Raw genomic sequence first — 15761 nt, 5'->3', positions numbered from 1 at the left:
CGCTGGTCGGTGCCCGGGCCCGTCGTGACGACGACGTCCGCCGGTCGCGCGCCGCCGTCGCGCCGGTCCTGGTGCAGGTCGAACGGCGCCTCGACGACGAGGCCGTACAGCAGCTGGCGGTCCACGGCGGTCACGCTCCTTGGTGGTCGACGACGAGGGGGCGGAATCCCGTCCCACGGTCCAGGTCGAGGTCGTGGCGGCCGATCCGCAGCCACGCGTGGGCGCGGACGACGCCGCCGGTCTTGGCGACGCCCAGCACGAGCGCCGGGTGCCGCGCGCGCAGCACGCGGCCCGCGAGCACCGTGGAGCGCAGGCAGGTGCCGTTGACCCCGGGCAGCCGCAGGACGCGGCGCAGCACCCGCAGCTCCCGCACCTCGCGGGCGCCGAGGCCGGCGAGGTCGAGGTCCCCGAGGGACTCCCCCGGGGTGGACAGCAGGCCGAGCCCGTAGTGCTGCGCGACCCGGGCCAGGTCCCAGCGCCGCAGCCGTGCCTCCAGGACCAGCGCGGACGCGAGGAACCACACCGCGAGCGGGACGGCGCCGAGCCGGCGGAACGCTCCCGCCGCCGTCACGGCGGCACCGGGGCGCCGACCGACGCGAGCCACGCCTGCTGGAGCAGCAGGCTCGTCGGGCCGGGCGGGTACCCGGAGAGCCAGGCGGCCCGCAGCGCGTCGACGTCGACCAGCTCCGGGTCGACGCCCTCGCCGTCCCACCGGGCGGCGAACTCGCGGGTCGCGGAGCCGAGGTACGCGCGGTTGAACGACGCCTTGCTCGACCGGGCGCAGACGGCGTCGGGCAGCAGCGGGCCGAAGACGGCCCGCATGCCGGCGGTCCGGTCGGTGAACCCCCAGGGGAAGCGACGCCCCAGCGAACGGAGGAAGCCGTCGTCCAGGAGCGGGTGCGCGAGCACCACGTCGTGCTCGGCGGCCACCTGCCCGTACGTGCGGAGGAACACCCGGCCCGCCCGGCGGCGGCGCACCCAGCGCAGCCCACCGGCGTACGACAGCGGCTCGGCGGCGGCGTCCCGGGCGATCGCGTCCGCGAGGCGCTCACCGGTCGCGCCCGTCAGCCACGGCAGCGCAGCGACGCTCCGCCGGACCTCGGCGTGCTCGCGGCGCCGGCGCACCGGCGCGGGCAGCAGCGAGCCGAGGGCGGCGCGCCGGGGCGTCCCCGGCCGCGCGCGCTCACGTGCGGTGCGCAGCAGTGCGCGGGCACGACGGTCGCCGAAGACCTCGTCACCGCCCTCGCCGGTGAGCACCACGCGGCCGGCGAGCCCCCGGAGCATCGCGTCCTTGACGTGCATCGTCGCGGGGAACAGCGGACCGCGGCGCAGCAGGCTCGCCTGCGCCTCGCGCCCCAGGAGGTCGTTCTCGTCCTCGACGGTGAGGCGCCGCCACGTCGACAGGCCCAGGTGCGCGACGACGCGTTCCTGCCAGTCGGTCTCGTCCGCCTCCGCGACGCCCGGGTAGCAGAACGTCACGGGCACCGGGTCCGGGAGCCCGTCCTCGCGCGAGACCGCGGTGGCCACGGCGAGCACGGCGGAGGAGTCGCGGCCGCCCGAGAAGGTGACGGCGACGGGCCGTCCGTCGCTCGACCGCCGGACCGCGTCCTTGAGCTCGTCGAGCGGGTCGCGCCTGACCGCGCCGGCGGGGGCGGCGGGCTCGACCAGCCCCGGCAGCCAGCACGCCGCGGTCTCGAACGCCGTCGGACGGTAAAAGGTCGTCATGTCCCAGCCGATGTTGTCGAGACGACACGGCGCCGGTCCCTCCACCGTCGGAGGGCCGGCACCGCGCCTGGGGTCAGGACGCGTTGCCCTTGTGGAACAGGTCGCCGTCGAAGTCGAAGGCCCACTGCTGCTCCAGCGTGACGTCCTTGACCGAACCCACCTCGGTGATGCGCGGTGCCTCGTACATGGGAGGCTCCTTCCTCTCGTGCGTGCAGGACGCGTTCAACGTCGCCCGGCCCGCACGGCCGGTCAAGCGCTCCGCGGCGATGTCACCCGCTGGCCCGCGGCCTTTCACCCGGCGCCGGGTGAAACCGCGGCCCCGCACCGTCGAGCGGCCCGTCGGCTGCCTATCCTCGACTCGACGTCCGGCGCGAGGCCGGACCCGCCGACGACGAGAGGCACGACGATGCGGCTGCGCGAGGACGGCGTCACCTGGCAGGAGATCGACGGCGAGCTGGTCATCCTCGACCTCGCGTCGTCGACATATCTCACGACGAACGGCAGCGGCGCGCTCGTCGCCAAGCTCCTCCAGGCGGAGCGGTCCGCCGAGGACCTGACCGCGGCGCTCGTCGCCGAGTACGGGGTCGATCGTGCGGTCGCCGCCCGCGACACGGAGGCGTTCCTCGCCGAGCTGCGCCGGCGCGAGCTGCTGGTCGAGGCCTGAGTCGAATCCTGAGCCGGGGCCTGAGCCGAAGCCTGGTCAGCCGGCAGGTTCCCACGCCCGCACGGCGCTGACGGCGACCAGCCAGTCGCTCTCGGTGACCAGCGGCATGAACGGCGTCGGCGGGCCGCCCAGAACGCCGGAGTAGTTGACGTCGAGCACCCGCGTGCCGCGGATCTCGGTCCACGGCACCGAGACGCGCACGGCGGTGATCTCCACCGGGTCGACCTCGAGGAGCGCCACCCGGTCCCACAGCTGGTCGGAGGGCGCCGCCACGGTGCGCCAGCCGCCGTCCGCGACGCGCACCGCCACCGTGTAGTCCCGCAGGCCGGCGGTGCAGCACCTGATGCCCGCCGTGGCCACGGCGATCCGGTCGACCGTGACCGGGCCGCCGGTCTCGATCTCCACGGTCGGGGCCGGGTCGACCGAGCCGTCCGCGAGCCGGCCGGAGCGCCACGGCTCGCGCACGTCGAAGGTGCCCGACGTGATCGTGGCCGCCTCGCCCGCGTCCGGGTGGGTGGACGACACGGTCACGGGGCGTCCCGCGAGCACGTCCTCGCCGAACGGCTCGGTGGCACGCACCTGGAGCCGGGCGCCCGCCGGGACGCGCAGCAGCACCGGGCTGCCCGTCACGGGCACCTCGGTGCCCCGGGCCGCGAGGGTCAGGTCCTGCTCGGCCCCGTAGACGTCGCGGCGGGTGACCTCGACCTCCCGCCCGCCGCGCGGCGCCACCACGACCGACGTCGACAGCTCCTCCGACCACAGCGCCAGGACCGTGGTGCCGTCGTCCGCGCGCCCCTGCATCGCGTGCACCCCGGGCGTCCCGGTGCCCACGGCGGCGACGTCGTCGAGCCCCGCCAGGACGGGGGCCGTCGCCGCCATCGCCGCGCCGGCCGGTTTCACGTAGGCGTCGTACTGCAGCAGCGACCAGGAGTTGCCCGCCTCGCCGAAGCCGCCCTCGCTGAAGAAGTACGTCCACTCCTCGACGTCCTCGAGGGCGTACCACCACAGCTTGCGCGCCACGTCCCAGCCGGACGCCCAGAAGCTCACGACGCCGTCGGACCACCATCCGGTCTCCGTGTCCCACACCGGCCGGTCGCCGCACGGGCGGAGGATCTCCCGGAGCTGGTCCAGCTCGGCGCCGTCGGCCGAGAACCCCTCCTCCTCCCACGACCTGTTGTGCCCCGTGTACGGGTGGATGCCGACGACGTCCAGCGACTCGCAGCCGCCCGCGGCGACGAGACCCTCCCACCAGTCGAGCGCGAACCCCAGCGTGTTGCCCCCGACGACGACGGCGTCCGGGTCGGCCGCGCGGACGCCGCGGGCGAAGGGCGCGCCGACCTCGCGCTCGTACCGGGCGGGGTCGTCGTAACCCGTGCCGTTCGGCTCGTTCCACGGCGACCAGTGCACGATCCCCGGCGCGCGGTCCCGCAGGCCGGCGACGACCTGCCGCACCCAGCCCTCCCAGGTGCCCGCCTCCGCGGCGGCGCGCTCGGCGTCGCCGCCCTGGCCCACCTGCACGACGAGCCGCACCCCGGTGCGCTCGGCCTCCCGCGCCGCGGCGGCGAGGTCGGCGAACGGGTCGGTCGTCTCCTCCGGCTCGCCGTCCGCCGCGCCGTCGGCGCCCACGGTGGCGCCGGGCAGCCCTTCCCACGCGACCCCGGCCGGGCCGGGGTCGGCCGTGGGGTCCGGCACGAGCGCGGCGAAGTCGAGCTGCACGCGGTGCGACCCGACACCGAGCTGGTCGGCGAGCTGCGCGCCGCGCAGCGGCTGGGCGCCGCCCCAGTCGGCGCCGTCCGCGAGCGACGCCGGGTCGAGCGCGCTGCCCGCCGGGGTCACGGTGTAGCGCAGGCAGTCCCCGGACACCGCGGTCCCGTCGTCGTCCACCAGCGCCGCGTCGACCTCGTAGACGCCCGGGCGCGACGGCGGGAGGTCGAGCTCGATCCTGCCGCCGTCCGCGGGAAGCTCGGCCAGGTGCTCCTCGCCGACGACGGGGTCCGGCACCCGCGGGTCGCCGCGCACCTGGTAGCGCAGGCGGTAGCGGTCCGCGTGCGCGCCCCACGCCTCGTCGAACGCCGCGACCACCCGGGGCTCCTCGTCGGCGGCGAACACCCCGTACGGGCGGTCGACGAGCAGGCCCGCCCCCAGGCCCAGGTCCGCGACCAGGCTCTCGCTGTCGGCGGTGAGCGTGATCGGCGCGCGCAGTCCCGCGGCCATCCGGTCCGCGGAGATCGCCGTCAGCGACAGCGCGCCGTCCGTGCCGTCCGTGAGCACGTAGGAGGTGTCGCCGTCCTGGAGCACCGGGGTGCGGGCGGCCAGGGTGAACGGCTGCTCCGCGTCCATGCTGGCGTCGGGCCACGTCCCGAGCAGCACGCCGTCGGTGCCGTACCGGCGCAGCCCGGTGCCCGGCTCGGCGAGCAGCAGCCCGCCGCCGGGGGCCGCCCCCGCACCGGTCGCGTCCGTCCACGGCAGCGTCGGCACGCCGAAAGTCGGCCCCGCCGGGGCCGACGACCCGAGGCGCGCCCGCACCCCGCCGTCCGGCCCCACCACCGTCATCCGCAGGTCGGTCCGGTCGCCGCCCGCGGCCGGCCGCGCGGCGGCGAGGACGGCGGCGCCGCCGGCGAGCTGCCCGAGCACGGCCCCGTCGATCGCCAACGGGTCGAGGAGGGCGCCGTCCCCGCCCACGCGGTGCAGCACCGCCCCGGCGTCGGCCACCCCCACGACCTCGCGGTGCCCGGCGTCCTCCTGCCCGGCGTCGTCCCACCGGACGGTCCCCTCCAGGTCGAGGACGGCGCCGGTGGTCTGCGGTCCCTCGGGCAGCGTCGTGCGCCACGTCTCGGTGCCGTCCGGCGCCACCTTGACGAGGTCACGGCGTCCCATCAAGGTGTCGAGCAGGTACACCGAGCCGTCCGCGGCCACCTCGAAGGAATCCGTGCCGAAGGTCTCGGCCGCCCCGTCCCGGTCGAGCTCGACGACCGTCTCGCCCTCGGCCTCGCCGTCGGCGAGCGCGAACCTCGCCACCGTGTACGTCGCGTCGACCCGGGACAGGACGTACGCCGTCCCGCCGGAGACCCGGGCGGTGATCACCTCCCCCGTCGTCGGCCGGACGTCGTCGACCACGGTGCGCACCCCGCCCGACGCGGCGTGGTCGAGGCCGTCGTCGACCACCCGCGCCAGGTCGGGGACCCCGCAGACGGGGACGTCACCGGTGACCGCCACGGCCGGAGCGGCGGACGGGGCCGGTGCGGCGCCTCCCTCGTCCTTCCCCCGGAGCAGCGCCGGGGCGACGCCGAGCGCGACGACGAGCACGACGACGAGGCACGCCGCGAGCGCCGACGCCGTCACCACCACTCGTCGCGACACTGGTCCTCCCGGGAACGCGTGCGTCCGGCCAGGCTAGGCACCGCAGGGCACGGGCGACGGGGCCGCGAGGGCAGTTCACCCGTGGCCGGGACCGTTTCACCCGGGCCGCACGGGGACAGGCGCGCCGGGTGCCCGAAACACTGTCCAGGACGTCTGCCGTCGCCCGCCTGCCCCGGCGCCGGCCCGACGAGACCGCGGGACGAGACGGGACGAGACCGAGGAGTGACGATGCGCGACGACGCCCCCGCGGACGGTCGCGTCGTGGAGCACGGCGAGACGGCGGCGACCCCGGGTCACGCCTCGGGCACGCCCGCCCTCGTGGGCGTCGTGCTGGGGCTCGCCTTCGCCGCGCTGTACCTGCTCGCGGTCCGCACCGACGCGGGCCAGCGGCTGGACGACGAGGCGCTCGCCGCGACGGCGAGCCTGTGGGACGCCGCCGTCCCGGTGACCCGCCTCGTGCGGGCCGCCCTCCCGCTGCTGCTGGCCGCGGTGGTGCTCGTGCCGCTGGCGCGCGCCGTGGGAGCGCGAGCGTGGCGGCGGCTCGCGGCGGCGGCGCTGGTCGTGGGCGTCTCGGCCCTCGGGTCGCAGCTCCTCAAGCACGTGCTGCTCGACCGGCCCGACCTGGGCCACCAGGCCATCCCCGAGAACTCCTACCCCAGCGGGCACGTGGCGGCGGTGACGGCGCTGTGCGTCGCCGTCGTGCTGCTGTGGCCGGGCGGCGCGTCGCGCGCCGTCGTCGCCGGCTGGTCCGTCGTCGCGCTCGTGGCCGGGGCGGCGAACGTCGTGTCGTTCGCGCACCGGCCGGCCGACGTCCTGGGCTCGCTGCTGCTGGTCGGCGCGGTGACCGGCGCGACCTGGTGGGCGCTGCGCCTCGGGGACGTCCCGCCGGTCAGCGTGCGGCGGCGGCCGCCCGTGCGGGCGCCGTAGGCCGGTACAGCTCCTCGTACCGGTCCACGACCCGCGGCAGGGAGAAGTCCCGGGAGCGCGCGAGGCCGGCGTCGGCCAACGCCGCCCGGCGGGGGCCGTCGGCGAGCAGGTCGGCGAGCGCTCCCCCGACCGACTCCAGGGGGGCGACGACCGCGGCCCGGCCCTCGTCGGTCACGTAGCGCGCGCCGACGTTCGGCGTCGTCACGACCGGCAGCCCGCTGGCCATCGCCTCCACGTACGGGATGCCGAAGCCCTCGTAGTCGGACGGCAGGCAGAACGCCCAGGCCCGCCGGTAGGCGTCCGCGAGCGCCGCGTCGTCGAGCGCCCCGAGGGCCCGCACCCCGGGGCCGGCGTCGTCGGGCACGTCGCGCGAGACCATCCACAGCTCCGCGTCGGGATGCCGCGGGCGCACGTCGCGGACGAACTGGCGCGCGAGCTCGGCGCCGTTCTTGCGGCCGTGCCACGCGCCGACGAACAGCACGACCGGGTGGCCGGCGCGGGCGCCGGCGGCGCCGGGAGCGAAGCGGGACGTGTCGACCCCGTTCGGCACCACGTCGTGCACCCACGGGTACCAGCGCCGCGTGGCGGGCAAGACGACGACGGTGCGGTCCGCGACCACGCTCGCCAGCAGCTCGGAGCACCCGAGCAGCACCATCCGCAGGCGCTCCTTGGCGCCCCGGATGCGGCGCGCCTCCTCGAAGCACGAGCCGTGCAGGGTGCGCACGTGTCGCGGCACCCGGCGGCGCCACAGCCAGTAGTCGTCGCCGTGCGCGTGCAGCACGTCGTAGCCGGACAGGCCGAGCCGTCGCACCGCGGTCGCGAACCGGAACGTGCGCAGCGCGCCGGACAGCTCCACGTGCCGGTGCCCGTAGACGGCGCCGGGCACGGGCGGGCACTCGCTGATCACGTCGACGTGGTGGCCGCGCCGCACCAGCTCGGTGGCCAGCTCGTGCACCTGGTAGCCGATGCCCTGCTTGCTGGCGCTGGGCAGGTAGTAGGAGACCATCGCGATCCTCACGGCGCCCCCTCCGGCTCGTGGCCCGCACCCTCGCCCGCACCCTCGCCCGCACCGTCGCTCAGCCCGTCGCGCAGCGCCTCGAGCCAGCCGCGGCCGAAGCGCTGGTCGGGCTCGAGGTGGTTGCCCTCGGCCCACTCGTTCCACGACTTGACCCACAGCAGGCGCTCGTCGGCGGGCCGGTGGGCCACGGACGCGGCCGCCTGGCGGACGTTCTCGCGGAAGCCGTCGGGCGTCGCCCCGCGCAGCACGATGCCGCGCCGCCCGGAGCGGGGCGTGTTGTCCCAGTTCGGGTAGACGCACGGCTGCACGAGGTCGCCGGTGCGGTTCTGCCGGGCCCACGTCGTCGTGTACGGGTGGATCTCCGGCCCGCCGGCGAGCTTGCGGACGGCGCGCATGCGCAGCACGTCCGCCCGCGACGTCCCGGCCGGCATCCGCATGTACACCCCGGCGTCGAACCCGTCCTCCTTGACCCGGTCGTACCGCACCCCGCGGCCCACGAGGTCGCTCATCTCCGCCACCAGGTAGAGGCCCTCCAGGCCGGCGCGGCGGGCGAGCGACTGCCACAGGTCGACGAACCCCGCCGCGTCCGGCAGCTCCTCGGGCCGGAAGACGTAGAACACCGGCCGCCCGCCGACGCGCAGGTAGCGCGGGTCGCGGAACGCGGGCAGCACCGCCTCGAAGTGCGCCACGTGGTCCGCCCGGCCGGGGTAGCGCTGCTCCATCAGCACCCGGTCGGCGTCCCCGTGCCAGATGCCGCTCCACGTCTGGTTGGCCCACGCGAGGCAGAACGAGATGCCGGGCTCCCCCGTGGCGAGCACCTCCGTGAACGGGCGCTCGAGGATGCGGCGCCCGTCGCCGAACCAGTAGTGCCAGTACGCGAACGCCTCCACGCCGTGCTGCTGCGCGAGCTCCGCCTGCGCGGCCCGTGCCTCCGGCAGGCGCAGGTCGTAGAAGCCCAGGTCGGCGGGCAGGTCGGGCTGGGCGTGCCCGGGGTACAGCCGGCGCGCCCGCGCCACGTTGGTCCACTCGGTGAACCCGGGCCCCCACCACGCGTCGTTCTCGGGGATCGGGTGGAACTGCGGCAGGTAGAACGCCACCGCGCGCGCCGTCGCCATCGTCGCCTCCCCTCGCCGTCGTCGTCGGTCGTCCCGAGTCTGTGCAGCGATCCGGTCCGGCTCAACGACGGTGGCGGTATTTCACCCCGGCGGCGGGCTCCGGGGGCCCAACTTCACCCCGGCGGACGGCCCGCACCCGCCTAGCCTCGCCGTAGGAGGCGAGCCCGCACGTGGCCGAGCTGGCCTCCCGACGACGACCGACGGGGAGGGTCATGAGGATCGGCGCGTACGTCCTGCCCGGCGACCTGACGTGGCTCGAGGCCACGCTGCGCGCCTCCTACCCGGCGGTGGACGAGCTCGTGGTGCCCTACCCGGAGGACGGGCTGGGGTGGAACGGCCGGCCGGTGCCCGCCCGGGAGTGCCTCGAGGTGGTCCGGGCGGTCGACACCCGCGGCGTGCTGCGCGTGGTGCCCGGCACCTGGCGGGACGTCGCCGACCCCTTGCGGGGCGAGACCGCGCAGCGGCAGGCCGCGCTCGACGCGTTCTCCGGAGACGTCGACTGGGTGCTGCAGCTCGACGGCGACGAGCTGCTCCCCCGCCCGGAGGCGCTGCTGGCCGCGCTCCGCACGGCGCAGGTGCACGGCTGCGACGCCGTCGAGTGGCCGATGCGCGTGCTGTACCGGCGCACCCGCCGTGGCTACCTCGAGGTCACGACGGCGGCCGGCACCCCCGCGTACGAGTACCCGGGGCCGGTCGCCGTGCGCCGCGGCACGCGGCTCGCGTCCGCCCGCCGCACCGACGGCCGGCACCTGCGGGTGCTCGTGCACGGCGACACCGCGTCGCCGGCGGTCCGGCGGCCCGCCGAGCCGGGCGAGGTGCGGGTGCTCGGCGCGCGGCCGCAGGACGCGATCGTGCACAACTCGTGGGCCCGGACGCTGGGGCACGTCCGCGCGAAGGTCCGCGGGTGGGGGCACGCCCGCGACTTCGCGGCCGGGCGGTACCTGTGGCTCGTCTGGTGGCCGTCCCCGGTGGCGTGGCGCGTGCAGCGCGACGTGCACCCGCTGTTCGGCGCCGTCTGGCCGCGCCTGCGCCCGGTCGCGGAGGCCGAGGTGCTCCCCGCCCGGCAGGAGGCGCCTCCCGGCGACCCGACGGCCCTGGCCGGGACGGAGGCCCCCCGTGCCTGAGCGGGAGCACCTGGTGGTGGTCCTCAGCTGGCACGGCCGCCACGACACGCTCCGCTGCGTCGACTCCCTCGTCGCCGGGTCGCCGGCCACGGACGTGCTCGTGGTGGACAACGGTTCCGACGACGGTGTCCTCGACGCGGTGACCGAACGCTGGCCGCACGTCGCGACCCTGCAGACCGGCGACAACCTCGGCTTCGCGGGCGGCATGGACCGCGGGCTGGCGTGGGGGCTCGAGCGGGGCTACGGCCTGCTCACCGTCCTCAACAACGACACGCTCGTGGACCCCGGGGCCCTCGACCGCCTGGCCGCCCTGGCGACCGCGGGCGCCGTCGCCGCGAGCCCCCGGATCGTGCGGCTCGGCGCCGGCCCCGGCGGGGCGGGCGACGGCGACCTCTGGTTCGCGGGCGCCGTGCTCGACGACGTCGACGGGCTCCCCCGACACCGGAGCGCGGCGGAGGCGGCCGCCGAGCTCGCCGCCGGCGAGCCGTTCGGCGCCGACCTGCTCACGGGCTGCTGCGTGTGCGCCACGGCCGCCACGTGGCGCCGCGTCGGGGGCTTCGACGCCCGGTACTTCCTCGACTTCGAGGACTCCGACTGGAGCCTGCGCGCGCGGCAGCGCGGCGTGCGGCTCGTCGTCGACCCCGGCGCCGTGGTGCGGCACCGGGTCTCGGCGTCGTTCACCGGGCCGGCGTCGTACCTCGGCACGTTCTACTACGCGCGCAACGCGCTGCTGCTCGCGGGGCGCTGGCACGCGTCCGGCGTCCGCCGCTGGGGGGTGCTGCGGCACCGGGTGCTCCCCCGGCCCGTGCGCACCTGGCGGGACCACGGGCCGCGGGAGGGCCTGCGCACCGCGGTCGTCGTCGCCACCGCCCTGGCCGCCCACGTCGTGGGCGCCCACGGCAGGGCCCCGCGCGCCCTCGAGGCCCTCGCCGCCACCTGGGCCGCCCGCGCCCGCCAGCGGGCCGACCAGGCCGACCAGGCAGCCGAGCCGGCGGCCGGCGAGGGCCGGGTGGAATCCACCCCTGACCGGGGTGAAAACGCCCTCGAACCCCTCGGCGCGCCCTCCCCGCCGGACTAGCGTGACCGCACTCCTACCTCGAGGGAACCGCATGAGCGCCACCACCAGCAGCCCCCCGGACACCGCGATCTCCAGCCGCGGGCTGGCGAAGTCGTACCGCATCGCGACGTCCGGGCGCTCGCACGACCGCCTGTCCGAGGCGCTCGTCGCGCGGGTCCGGCGCCCGTTCCACCGCCGCGAGTTCGAGACGTTCGACGCGCTGCACGACCTCTCGTTCGACATCCCGTGGGGCGAGGCCGTGGGCATCGTCGGGCGCAACGGCGCCGGCAAGAGCACGCTGCTGAAGATCCTCACGCGGATCACGGCCCCGAGCGGCGGCCGGGTGGAGCTCGGCGGACGGGTGGGCAGCCTGCTCGAGGTCGGCACGGGCTTCCACCCCGAGCTCACCGGCCGCGAGAACATCTACCTCAACGGCTCCCTGCTGGGCATGGGCCGCAGCGAGATCAAGCGGCGGTTCGACGACATCGTGCGGTTCTCCGGCGTCGAGAAGTTCCTCGACACCCCGGTCAAGCGCTACTCCTCCGGCATGTACGTGCGGCTGGCGTTCTCCGTCGCCGCCCACCTCGAGACCGAGATCCTCGCCATCGACGAGGTGCTCGCGGTGGGCGACGCCGAGTTCCAGCGCAAGTCGCTGGACAAGATGCGCGACGTCGCGAAGGACGGCCGGGCGGTCCTCTACGTCAGCCACCAGATGCAGACGGTGACGACGCTGTGCACGTCGGCGATGTTCCTCGACCGCGGCCGCCTGGTGCACCACGGCACCGTGGACGACGTCATGGCCGCCTACCGCGACAGCTTCACCAGCTTCCGCGAGAGCCAGGAGGACGTCCGGCGGCGGCCAGGGAGCGGGCTGATCCGCTTCGCGCGGGTCACGACGCCCGAGGTGCGTGAACCCGTCGACGACACGGTGATCACGTTCGAGGTCGGCGCCAACCCGGAGATCGTCGGGAAGTACTTCGTCACCTGCCACGTCCGCGACCAGCGGGGCGTCATCGTCACGCAGTGCGACTCCCGGCTCGTGAGCCAGTGGTTCGACCCGTCCGAGCCCCACGGCGGCGAGGTCCGCATCAAGGACCTCTGGCTGCAGCCCGGGCTCTACACCGTCGACATGTACCTGTGCCAGGCCGGCGTGTTCGACGAGTGGCAGGCTGCGGCCACGTTCGAAGTGCTCCCCCACCTGCCGTACCCGGAGGTCGTCATCGAGGACGGCATCTTCGGCGCCGTGCTGTGCGACTTCGACTACGAGGCGTGGTGAGCCCCATGACGACGGCCAGGATCGTCATCACGCCGCCCCGGCGGCTGAACGTGCCCCGGTGGCGTGAGGTGTGGGAGGCGCGGGAGATCTTCTACAGCTTCGGCGTCCGCGACATCGTGCTGCGCTACCGGCAGACGGCGATCGGCGTCGCCTGGGTGGTGCTGCAGCCGCTCGTCACGGCGGCGATCTTCGCGATCGTCTTCGGCCGGGTGGCGGGCCTGCCCACGGGCGGCGTGCCCTACTTCCTGTTCGCCTTCGCCGGCACGGCGGCGTGGACGGTGTTCTCGGGCGTGCTCACGCGGGCCGCGCCCTCGCTCGTGGCCAACCAGGCGCTCGTGTCGAAGGTGTTCTTCCCCCGCGTCGTGGTGCCGCTGTCTGTCGTCATGTCGGTGCTGCTCGACTTCGTCGTCTCGCTCGCGCTGTTCGCGGTGCTGCTCGCCGTCAACGGCGTCAATCCCGGCTGGGCGGTGCTCGCCCTGCCGCTGTGGACGCTCTGCGCCCTCGCGCTCGGGTCCGGGATCGGCCTCGCCGCCTCCGCGATCATGGTCAAGTACCGCGACGTCCAGTACGTGCTCCCGTGGCTCGTGCAGGTGCTGATGTACGCGACGCCGGTGGCATACTCGCTGGACGCCGTCCCCGCGGGGCTGTCGTGGTGGTTCGAGGCGAACCCGCTGACCTGGCTCATGGAGTGCTTCCGCTGGTCGATGCTCGGCACCGCCGCGCCACCGGCGTGGCAGGTGGCCGGGCTGCTGGGGGCGTCGGCGGTGGCGGTGGTCGGCGGGCTGCTGGTGTTCCAGCGGCGCGAGCGCGAGTTCGCGGACCTGATCTGATGGGCGCGCCGACCGACCGACCCCGCGTGACGGTGGTCATGTCGACCAACCGCGTCTCCCCGTACCTCGCCGAGGCGCTGCGGAGCGTCAAGGAACAGTCGTTCACCGACTGGCGGCTGGTCGTCATGGACAACGGCTCGCCCGACCCCGACGGCGTGCGGGAGGCCGCGTCCGCCGTCCCGGGTGCCGTCGTCGTCCGCGAGGCGGGGCACGTCGTGTCGGTACCGCTCAACCACGGGGCGGCGCTCGCCCGGGGCGAGTACGTGACGTTCCTGGACGACGACGACGTGTGGCTGCCCGACCGGCTCCAGGTGCTGGTCGACGCGCTCGATGCGGACCCTGGCGCGGGCGCCGCGTACTCGTCGATCGACACGATCGACGCCCAGGGCGCGCGTCAGGGCCCGCACTACGTGGTGTCCGGCGAATCTGCCCGTGACCTGCTGTCAGGTCGCGTGCCCTTCCCCAACGTCGTCGCCTTCCTCTACCGCCGTACGGCTCTGCTCCGCGTGGGCGGGTTCAACCCCGCTCTCGCCTATGCCGAGGACACCGATCTCACCTTCCGGCTGCTGCAGTACTCACGCCTCGTCGGCGTCCCGGCGGTGCTGACGCTCTACCGGCGGCACGGCTCCAACACGACTCACGGCAACCCGACCCTGGTGCACGACTGGGCCCGCCGCATGATCGGCATGCAGCTGTGGGGGGCGGAGCACCACCGGGACCCCCACGTGCTCGCCGACGTCCGCGCGAACCTCGCCGCGCTCGACGCCCGCGACGCCGCGGACTCCGTGGGCGAGGGCCTCGACCGCCTGCGGCACGGGCACCTGCCCGGAGCGGCTCGCATGCTCGGCCGGGCGGTGCGGCTCGACGCGCGCGCCGCGGCGCGGGAGGCGACGCACCGGGTGCGGCACCGCCTCGGCCGCGCCTGAAGCCGGCCCATCGCATCAACCCACTATCTGAGCCCCGTGGGCGGGATACGGCAGGATGTCGCGCATGACGTCGTCGGGCAACGTGTCGGATCCAGGCGGGCAACCGTTGGCCAAGCTGAAGATGCGGGTGCGCGCGACACAGTTCCGCGCGGCGCGCGGCGAACACCGAGGTGCCAGCCGGGCCAGCAGTGGGTGGGCACCTCCTGTTGCGCTGGATCACGCGTCGATGTCAGCGACTCGCTCGCCGAGTATCCCGTGGCTGCTGGGACGCTCGTAGCCGTGTACCTCTGCTACGTCGACGACTCTGGCGATTCCCGGCGCGGGACAACGCTCAGCGCGCTCATCGTCGAGGCCCAGCACTGGAGTGGCTTGCTGGATGCCTGGCTTACCGGGCGCCGCGAGATCCACCGCACGTTCGGCGTCCGCAAGCATGCGGAGCTCCACGCCAACCAGCTCTACAAGGGGCGTGGCAAGTACTGCGAGACGTCCGAGCAGGAACGGTCGTTCGGGACATCCCAGCGAGCAGCGACCGGGCGCATCATGCTCAGTCACCTCTCGCGCTTCGAGCACTTTCAGGTGGTGACCGTCGCGAGCCCGCTGACTACCACGCCCACCGTTTACGCCAAGTTCATCGCATGGCTCGAGGACTGGGCTGAACGCCTGGATGCCCATCTGATGGTGTTCTACGACGGACAGCAAGGCCTGCACCACGGGGCGACAGACCCCTCTCCGGAGGAACTCAGCGAACTCTGGAAGACCGCAGTGCGCAACGCCACCCCGTACAGGCGAGCCCACCGCGACCTCGACCTCAGCACACGTCGCGTCGTCGAGGACGTGATCATGCAGGACAGCCAGTACAGCCAGTTGATCCAGGCTGTCGACCTGATTGCCTACGGCGCGTACCACCTGCACAGGCAAGACCACCCGGAGATCTGGGGCACGAAGAACCGCGTCCAGGCCGATGCGATCCGGGCATACATGCGCACCCACGACCGGTGGGTTCCGGGCGCCGAGAAGGGAATCGTGTGGCTTGATCCCACAACGCAAGAACCCCCGGCGTAGCCGGGGGTCCGCGAGGTGCAAGACCCTCTGAGTGACCACGAAGATCACATAGGGCCTTGCAGACATAGAGGCTAACAGGATCCGAGTAGTGGATCTTCCTGGAGCGGGGGTGGAGTTGTGAAGGTGCCGGCCGGGCTGGGCTAGCGTGGACAGCTTCCCCGTGTCGCGCCCGACTGCGAGGGACGGCTAGTTGTACTGACCGGGCACGTTGGTCGAGAGAGTGTGACGCGCTGATCTGACTGATGGCGCACGAGGGCCTCCCGCGGTGGAGTGGAACTGCCTAGGTATCCGCTCTGCTCACAGGAGGCCCTCGTGTCCCACGCTAACGCTGCTCTGACTCCCCGGGCTCGGCTCACGGTCGCCCGGCTCGTGATCGATCAGCACGTTCCGATCGCGGAGGTCGCGGCCCGATTCCAGTGCTCGTGGCCGACGGTCAAGCGGTGGGCCGATCGGTACGCCGCGGGTGAGCCGATGGCAGACCGCTCCAGCCGGCCGCGACGGATGCCGGCCAAGACCAGCCCGGCTACCACGCGGCGGATCGTGTCGTTGCGGCTGCGTAAGCGGCTGGGTCCGGTCCAACTGGCAGCGTTGACCGGGGTCGCGCCCTCGACCTGTCCCGCCCCGGGTCTGATGGAGGCTCTCATTCCACGGAAGGATGAGAGTCATGGCTGCACCGA

General features: G+C 74.7%; 15 protein-coding genes. 9 read left to right on the top strand and 6 right to left on the bottom strand.

From position 1 onward, the window contains the following. Nucleotides 1-130: 130 nt before the first annotated feature. The 3 genes from IEW03_RS13420 to IEW03_RS13410 all read right to left on the bottom strand — a co-directional run bounded on the left by IEW03_RS13420 (nt 131) and on the right by IEW03_RS13410 (nt 1912). Nucleotides 131-571, bottom strand: a complete 441-nt coding sequence (locus tag IEW03_RS13420; RefSeq protein WP_188524212.1) for a lasso peptide biosynthesis protein — start codon at nt 569-571, stop codon at nt 131-133. After that, nucleotides 568-1725, bottom strand: coding sequence for an asparagine synthase-related protein (locus tag IEW03_RS13415; protein WP_188524211.1), 1158 nt, complete (start codon nt 1723-1725; stop codon nt 568-570). The genes IEW03_RS13420 and IEW03_RS13415 overlap by 4 nt, the downstream gene beginning before the upstream one ends. A gap of 73 nt (nt 1726-1798) precedes the next feature. Continuing rightward, a complete protein-coding gene (locus tag IEW03_RS13410) occupies nt 1799-1912 on the bottom strand; it encodes a lasso RiPP family leader peptide-containing protein (RefSeq protein ID WP_188524210.1) in 114 nt (37 codons plus the stop codon). A gap of 219 nt (nt 1913-2131) precedes the next feature. Between IEW03_RS13410 and IEW03_RS13405 the strand changes: the two genes are divergently transcribed. Next, entirely contained in the window at nt 2132-2389 is a 258-nt protein-coding gene (locus tag IEW03_RS13405; RefSeq protein ID WP_188524209.1) for a PqqD family protein, read from the top strand. A gap of 36 nt (nt 2390-2425) precedes the next feature. Here IEW03_RS13405 and IEW03_RS13400 read toward each other — a convergent pair whose 3' ends face one another. Further along, nucleotides 2426-5749: a hypothetical protein gene (locus IEW03_RS13400; protein WP_188524208.1), complete on the bottom strand. Its 3324-nt coding sequence runs from the start codon at nt 5747-5749 to the stop codon at nt 2426-2428. Nucleotides 5750-5977: 228 nt separating this feature from the next. Between IEW03_RS13400 and IEW03_RS13395 the strand changes: the two genes are divergently transcribed. After that, a complete protein-coding gene (locus tag IEW03_RS13395) occupies nt 5978-6676 on the top strand; it encodes a phosphatase PAP2 family protein (protein WP_188524207.1) in 699 nt (232 codons plus the stop codon). Here IEW03_RS13395 and IEW03_RS13390 read toward each other — a convergent pair. Then, a complete protein-coding gene (locus IEW03_RS13390) occupies nt 6639-7694 on the bottom strand; it encodes a glycosyltransferase family 4 protein (RefSeq protein ID WP_188524206.1) in 1056 nt (351 codons plus the stop codon). The genes IEW03_RS13395 and IEW03_RS13390 overlap by 38 nt on opposite strands. Continuing rightward, nucleotides 7691-8809 carry a glycosyltransferase WbsX family protein gene (locus IEW03_RS13385; RefSeq protein WP_188524205.1) on the bottom strand — a complete coding sequence of 373 codons (1119 nt, stop codon included), beginning with the start codon at nt 8807-8809 and terminating at the stop codon, nt 7691-7693. The genes IEW03_RS13390 and IEW03_RS13385 overlap by 4 nt, the downstream gene beginning before the upstream one ends. 212 nt (nt 8810-9021) lie before the next feature. On the opposite strand from IEW03_RS13385, the gene IEW03_RS13380 reads away from it, so the two are divergent. The 7 genes from IEW03_RS13380 to IEW03_RS13350 all read left to right on the top strand — a co-directional run. Further along, on the top strand, nt 9022-9933 hold the full coding sequence (locus IEW03_RS13380) for a glycosyltransferase family protein (protein ID WP_188524204.1): 912 nt from the start codon (nt 9022-9024) through the stop codon (nt 9931-9933). Continuing rightward, complete coding sequence (locus IEW03_RS13375) at nt 9926-11011, top strand: glycosyltransferase family 2 protein (RefSeq protein ID WP_188524203.1); 1086 nt, start codon at nt 9926-9928, stop codon at nt 11009-11011. The genes IEW03_RS13380 and IEW03_RS13375 overlap by 8 nt, the downstream gene beginning before the upstream one ends. A gap of 31 nt (nt 11012-11042) precedes the next feature. Further along, complete coding sequence (locus tag IEW03_RS13370; protein ID WP_188524202.1) at nt 11043-12266, top strand: ABC transporter ATP-binding protein; 1224 nt, start codon at nt 11043-11045, stop codon at nt 12264-12266. A 5-nt stretch (nt 12267-12271) separates the two neighbouring features. Beyond that, nucleotides 12272-13096, top strand: coding sequence for an ABC transporter permease (locus IEW03_RS13365; RefSeq protein WP_188524201.1), 825 nt, complete (start codon nt 12272-12274; stop codon nt 13094-13096). Next, on the top strand, nt 13096-14022 hold the full coding sequence (locus tag IEW03_RS13360) for a glycosyltransferase family 2 protein (RefSeq protein ID WP_268236093.1): 927 nt from the start codon (nt 13096-13098) through the stop codon (nt 14020-14022). The genes IEW03_RS13365 and IEW03_RS13360 overlap by 1 nt, the downstream gene beginning before the upstream one ends. Nucleotides 14023-14301: 279 nt before the next feature. Then, a complete protein-coding gene (locus IEW03_RS13355; protein WP_188524199.1) occupies nt 14302-15084 on the top strand; it encodes a DUF3800 domain-containing protein in 783 nt (260 codons plus the stop codon). Nucleotides 15085-15396: 312 nt separating this feature from the next. Next, the coding region (locus IEW03_RS13350; RefSeq protein WP_229738011.1) for a helix-turn-helix domain-containing protein at nt 15397-15761 on the top strand (365 nt) is incomplete at its 3' end.

The organism is Isoptericola cucumis, from assembly GCF_014635665.1.
Lineage (GTDB): Bacteria > Actinomycetota > Actinomycetes > Actinomycetales > Cellulomonadaceae > Isoptericola > Isoptericola cucumis.
The sequence above is the reverse complement of the archived record's forward strand: the minus strand, read 5'-3'. Positions and strand labels throughout refer to the sequence as shown.

What these genes read in the sequence shown, in the direction of transcription:
- IEW03_RS13415 (WP_188524211.1), bottom strand. Translation starts at nt 1,725, where the DNA reads ATGACGACCTTTTACCGTCCGACGGCGTTCGAGACCGCGGCGTGCTGG.
- IEW03_RS13410 (WP_188524210.1), bottom strand. Translation starts at nt 1,912, where the DNA reads ATGTACGAGGCACCGCGCATCACCGAGGTGGGTTCGGTCAAGGACGTC.
- IEW03_RS13405 (WP_188524209.1), top strand. Translation starts at nt 2,132, where the DNA reads ATGCGGCTGCGCGAGGACGGCGTCACCTGGCAGGAGATCGACGGCGAG.
- IEW03_RS13395 (WP_188524207.1), top strand. Translation starts at nt 5,978, where the DNA reads ATGCGCGACGACGCCCCCGCGGACGGTCGCGTCGTGGAGCACGGCGAG.
- IEW03_RS13385 (WP_188524205.1), bottom strand. Translation starts at nt 8,809, where the DNA reads ATGGCGACGGCGCGCGCGGTGGCGTTCTACCTGCCGCAGTTCCACCCG.
- IEW03_RS13380 (WP_188524204.1), top strand. Translation starts at nt 9,022, where the DNA reads ATGAGGATCGGCGCGTACGTCCTGCCCGGCGACCTGACGTGGCTCGAG.
- IEW03_RS13370 (WP_188524202.1), top strand. Translation starts at nt 11,043, where the DNA reads ATGAGCGCCACCACCAGCAGCCCCCCGGACACCGCGATCTCCAGCCGC.
- IEW03_RS13365 (WP_188524201.1), top strand. Translation starts at nt 12,272, where the DNA reads ATGACGACGGCCAGGATCGTCATCACGCCGCCCCGGCGGCTGAACGTG.
- IEW03_RS13360 (WP_268236093.1), top strand. Translation starts at nt 13,096, where the DNA reads ATGGGCGCGCCGACCGACCGACCCCGCGTGACGGTGGTCATGTCGACC.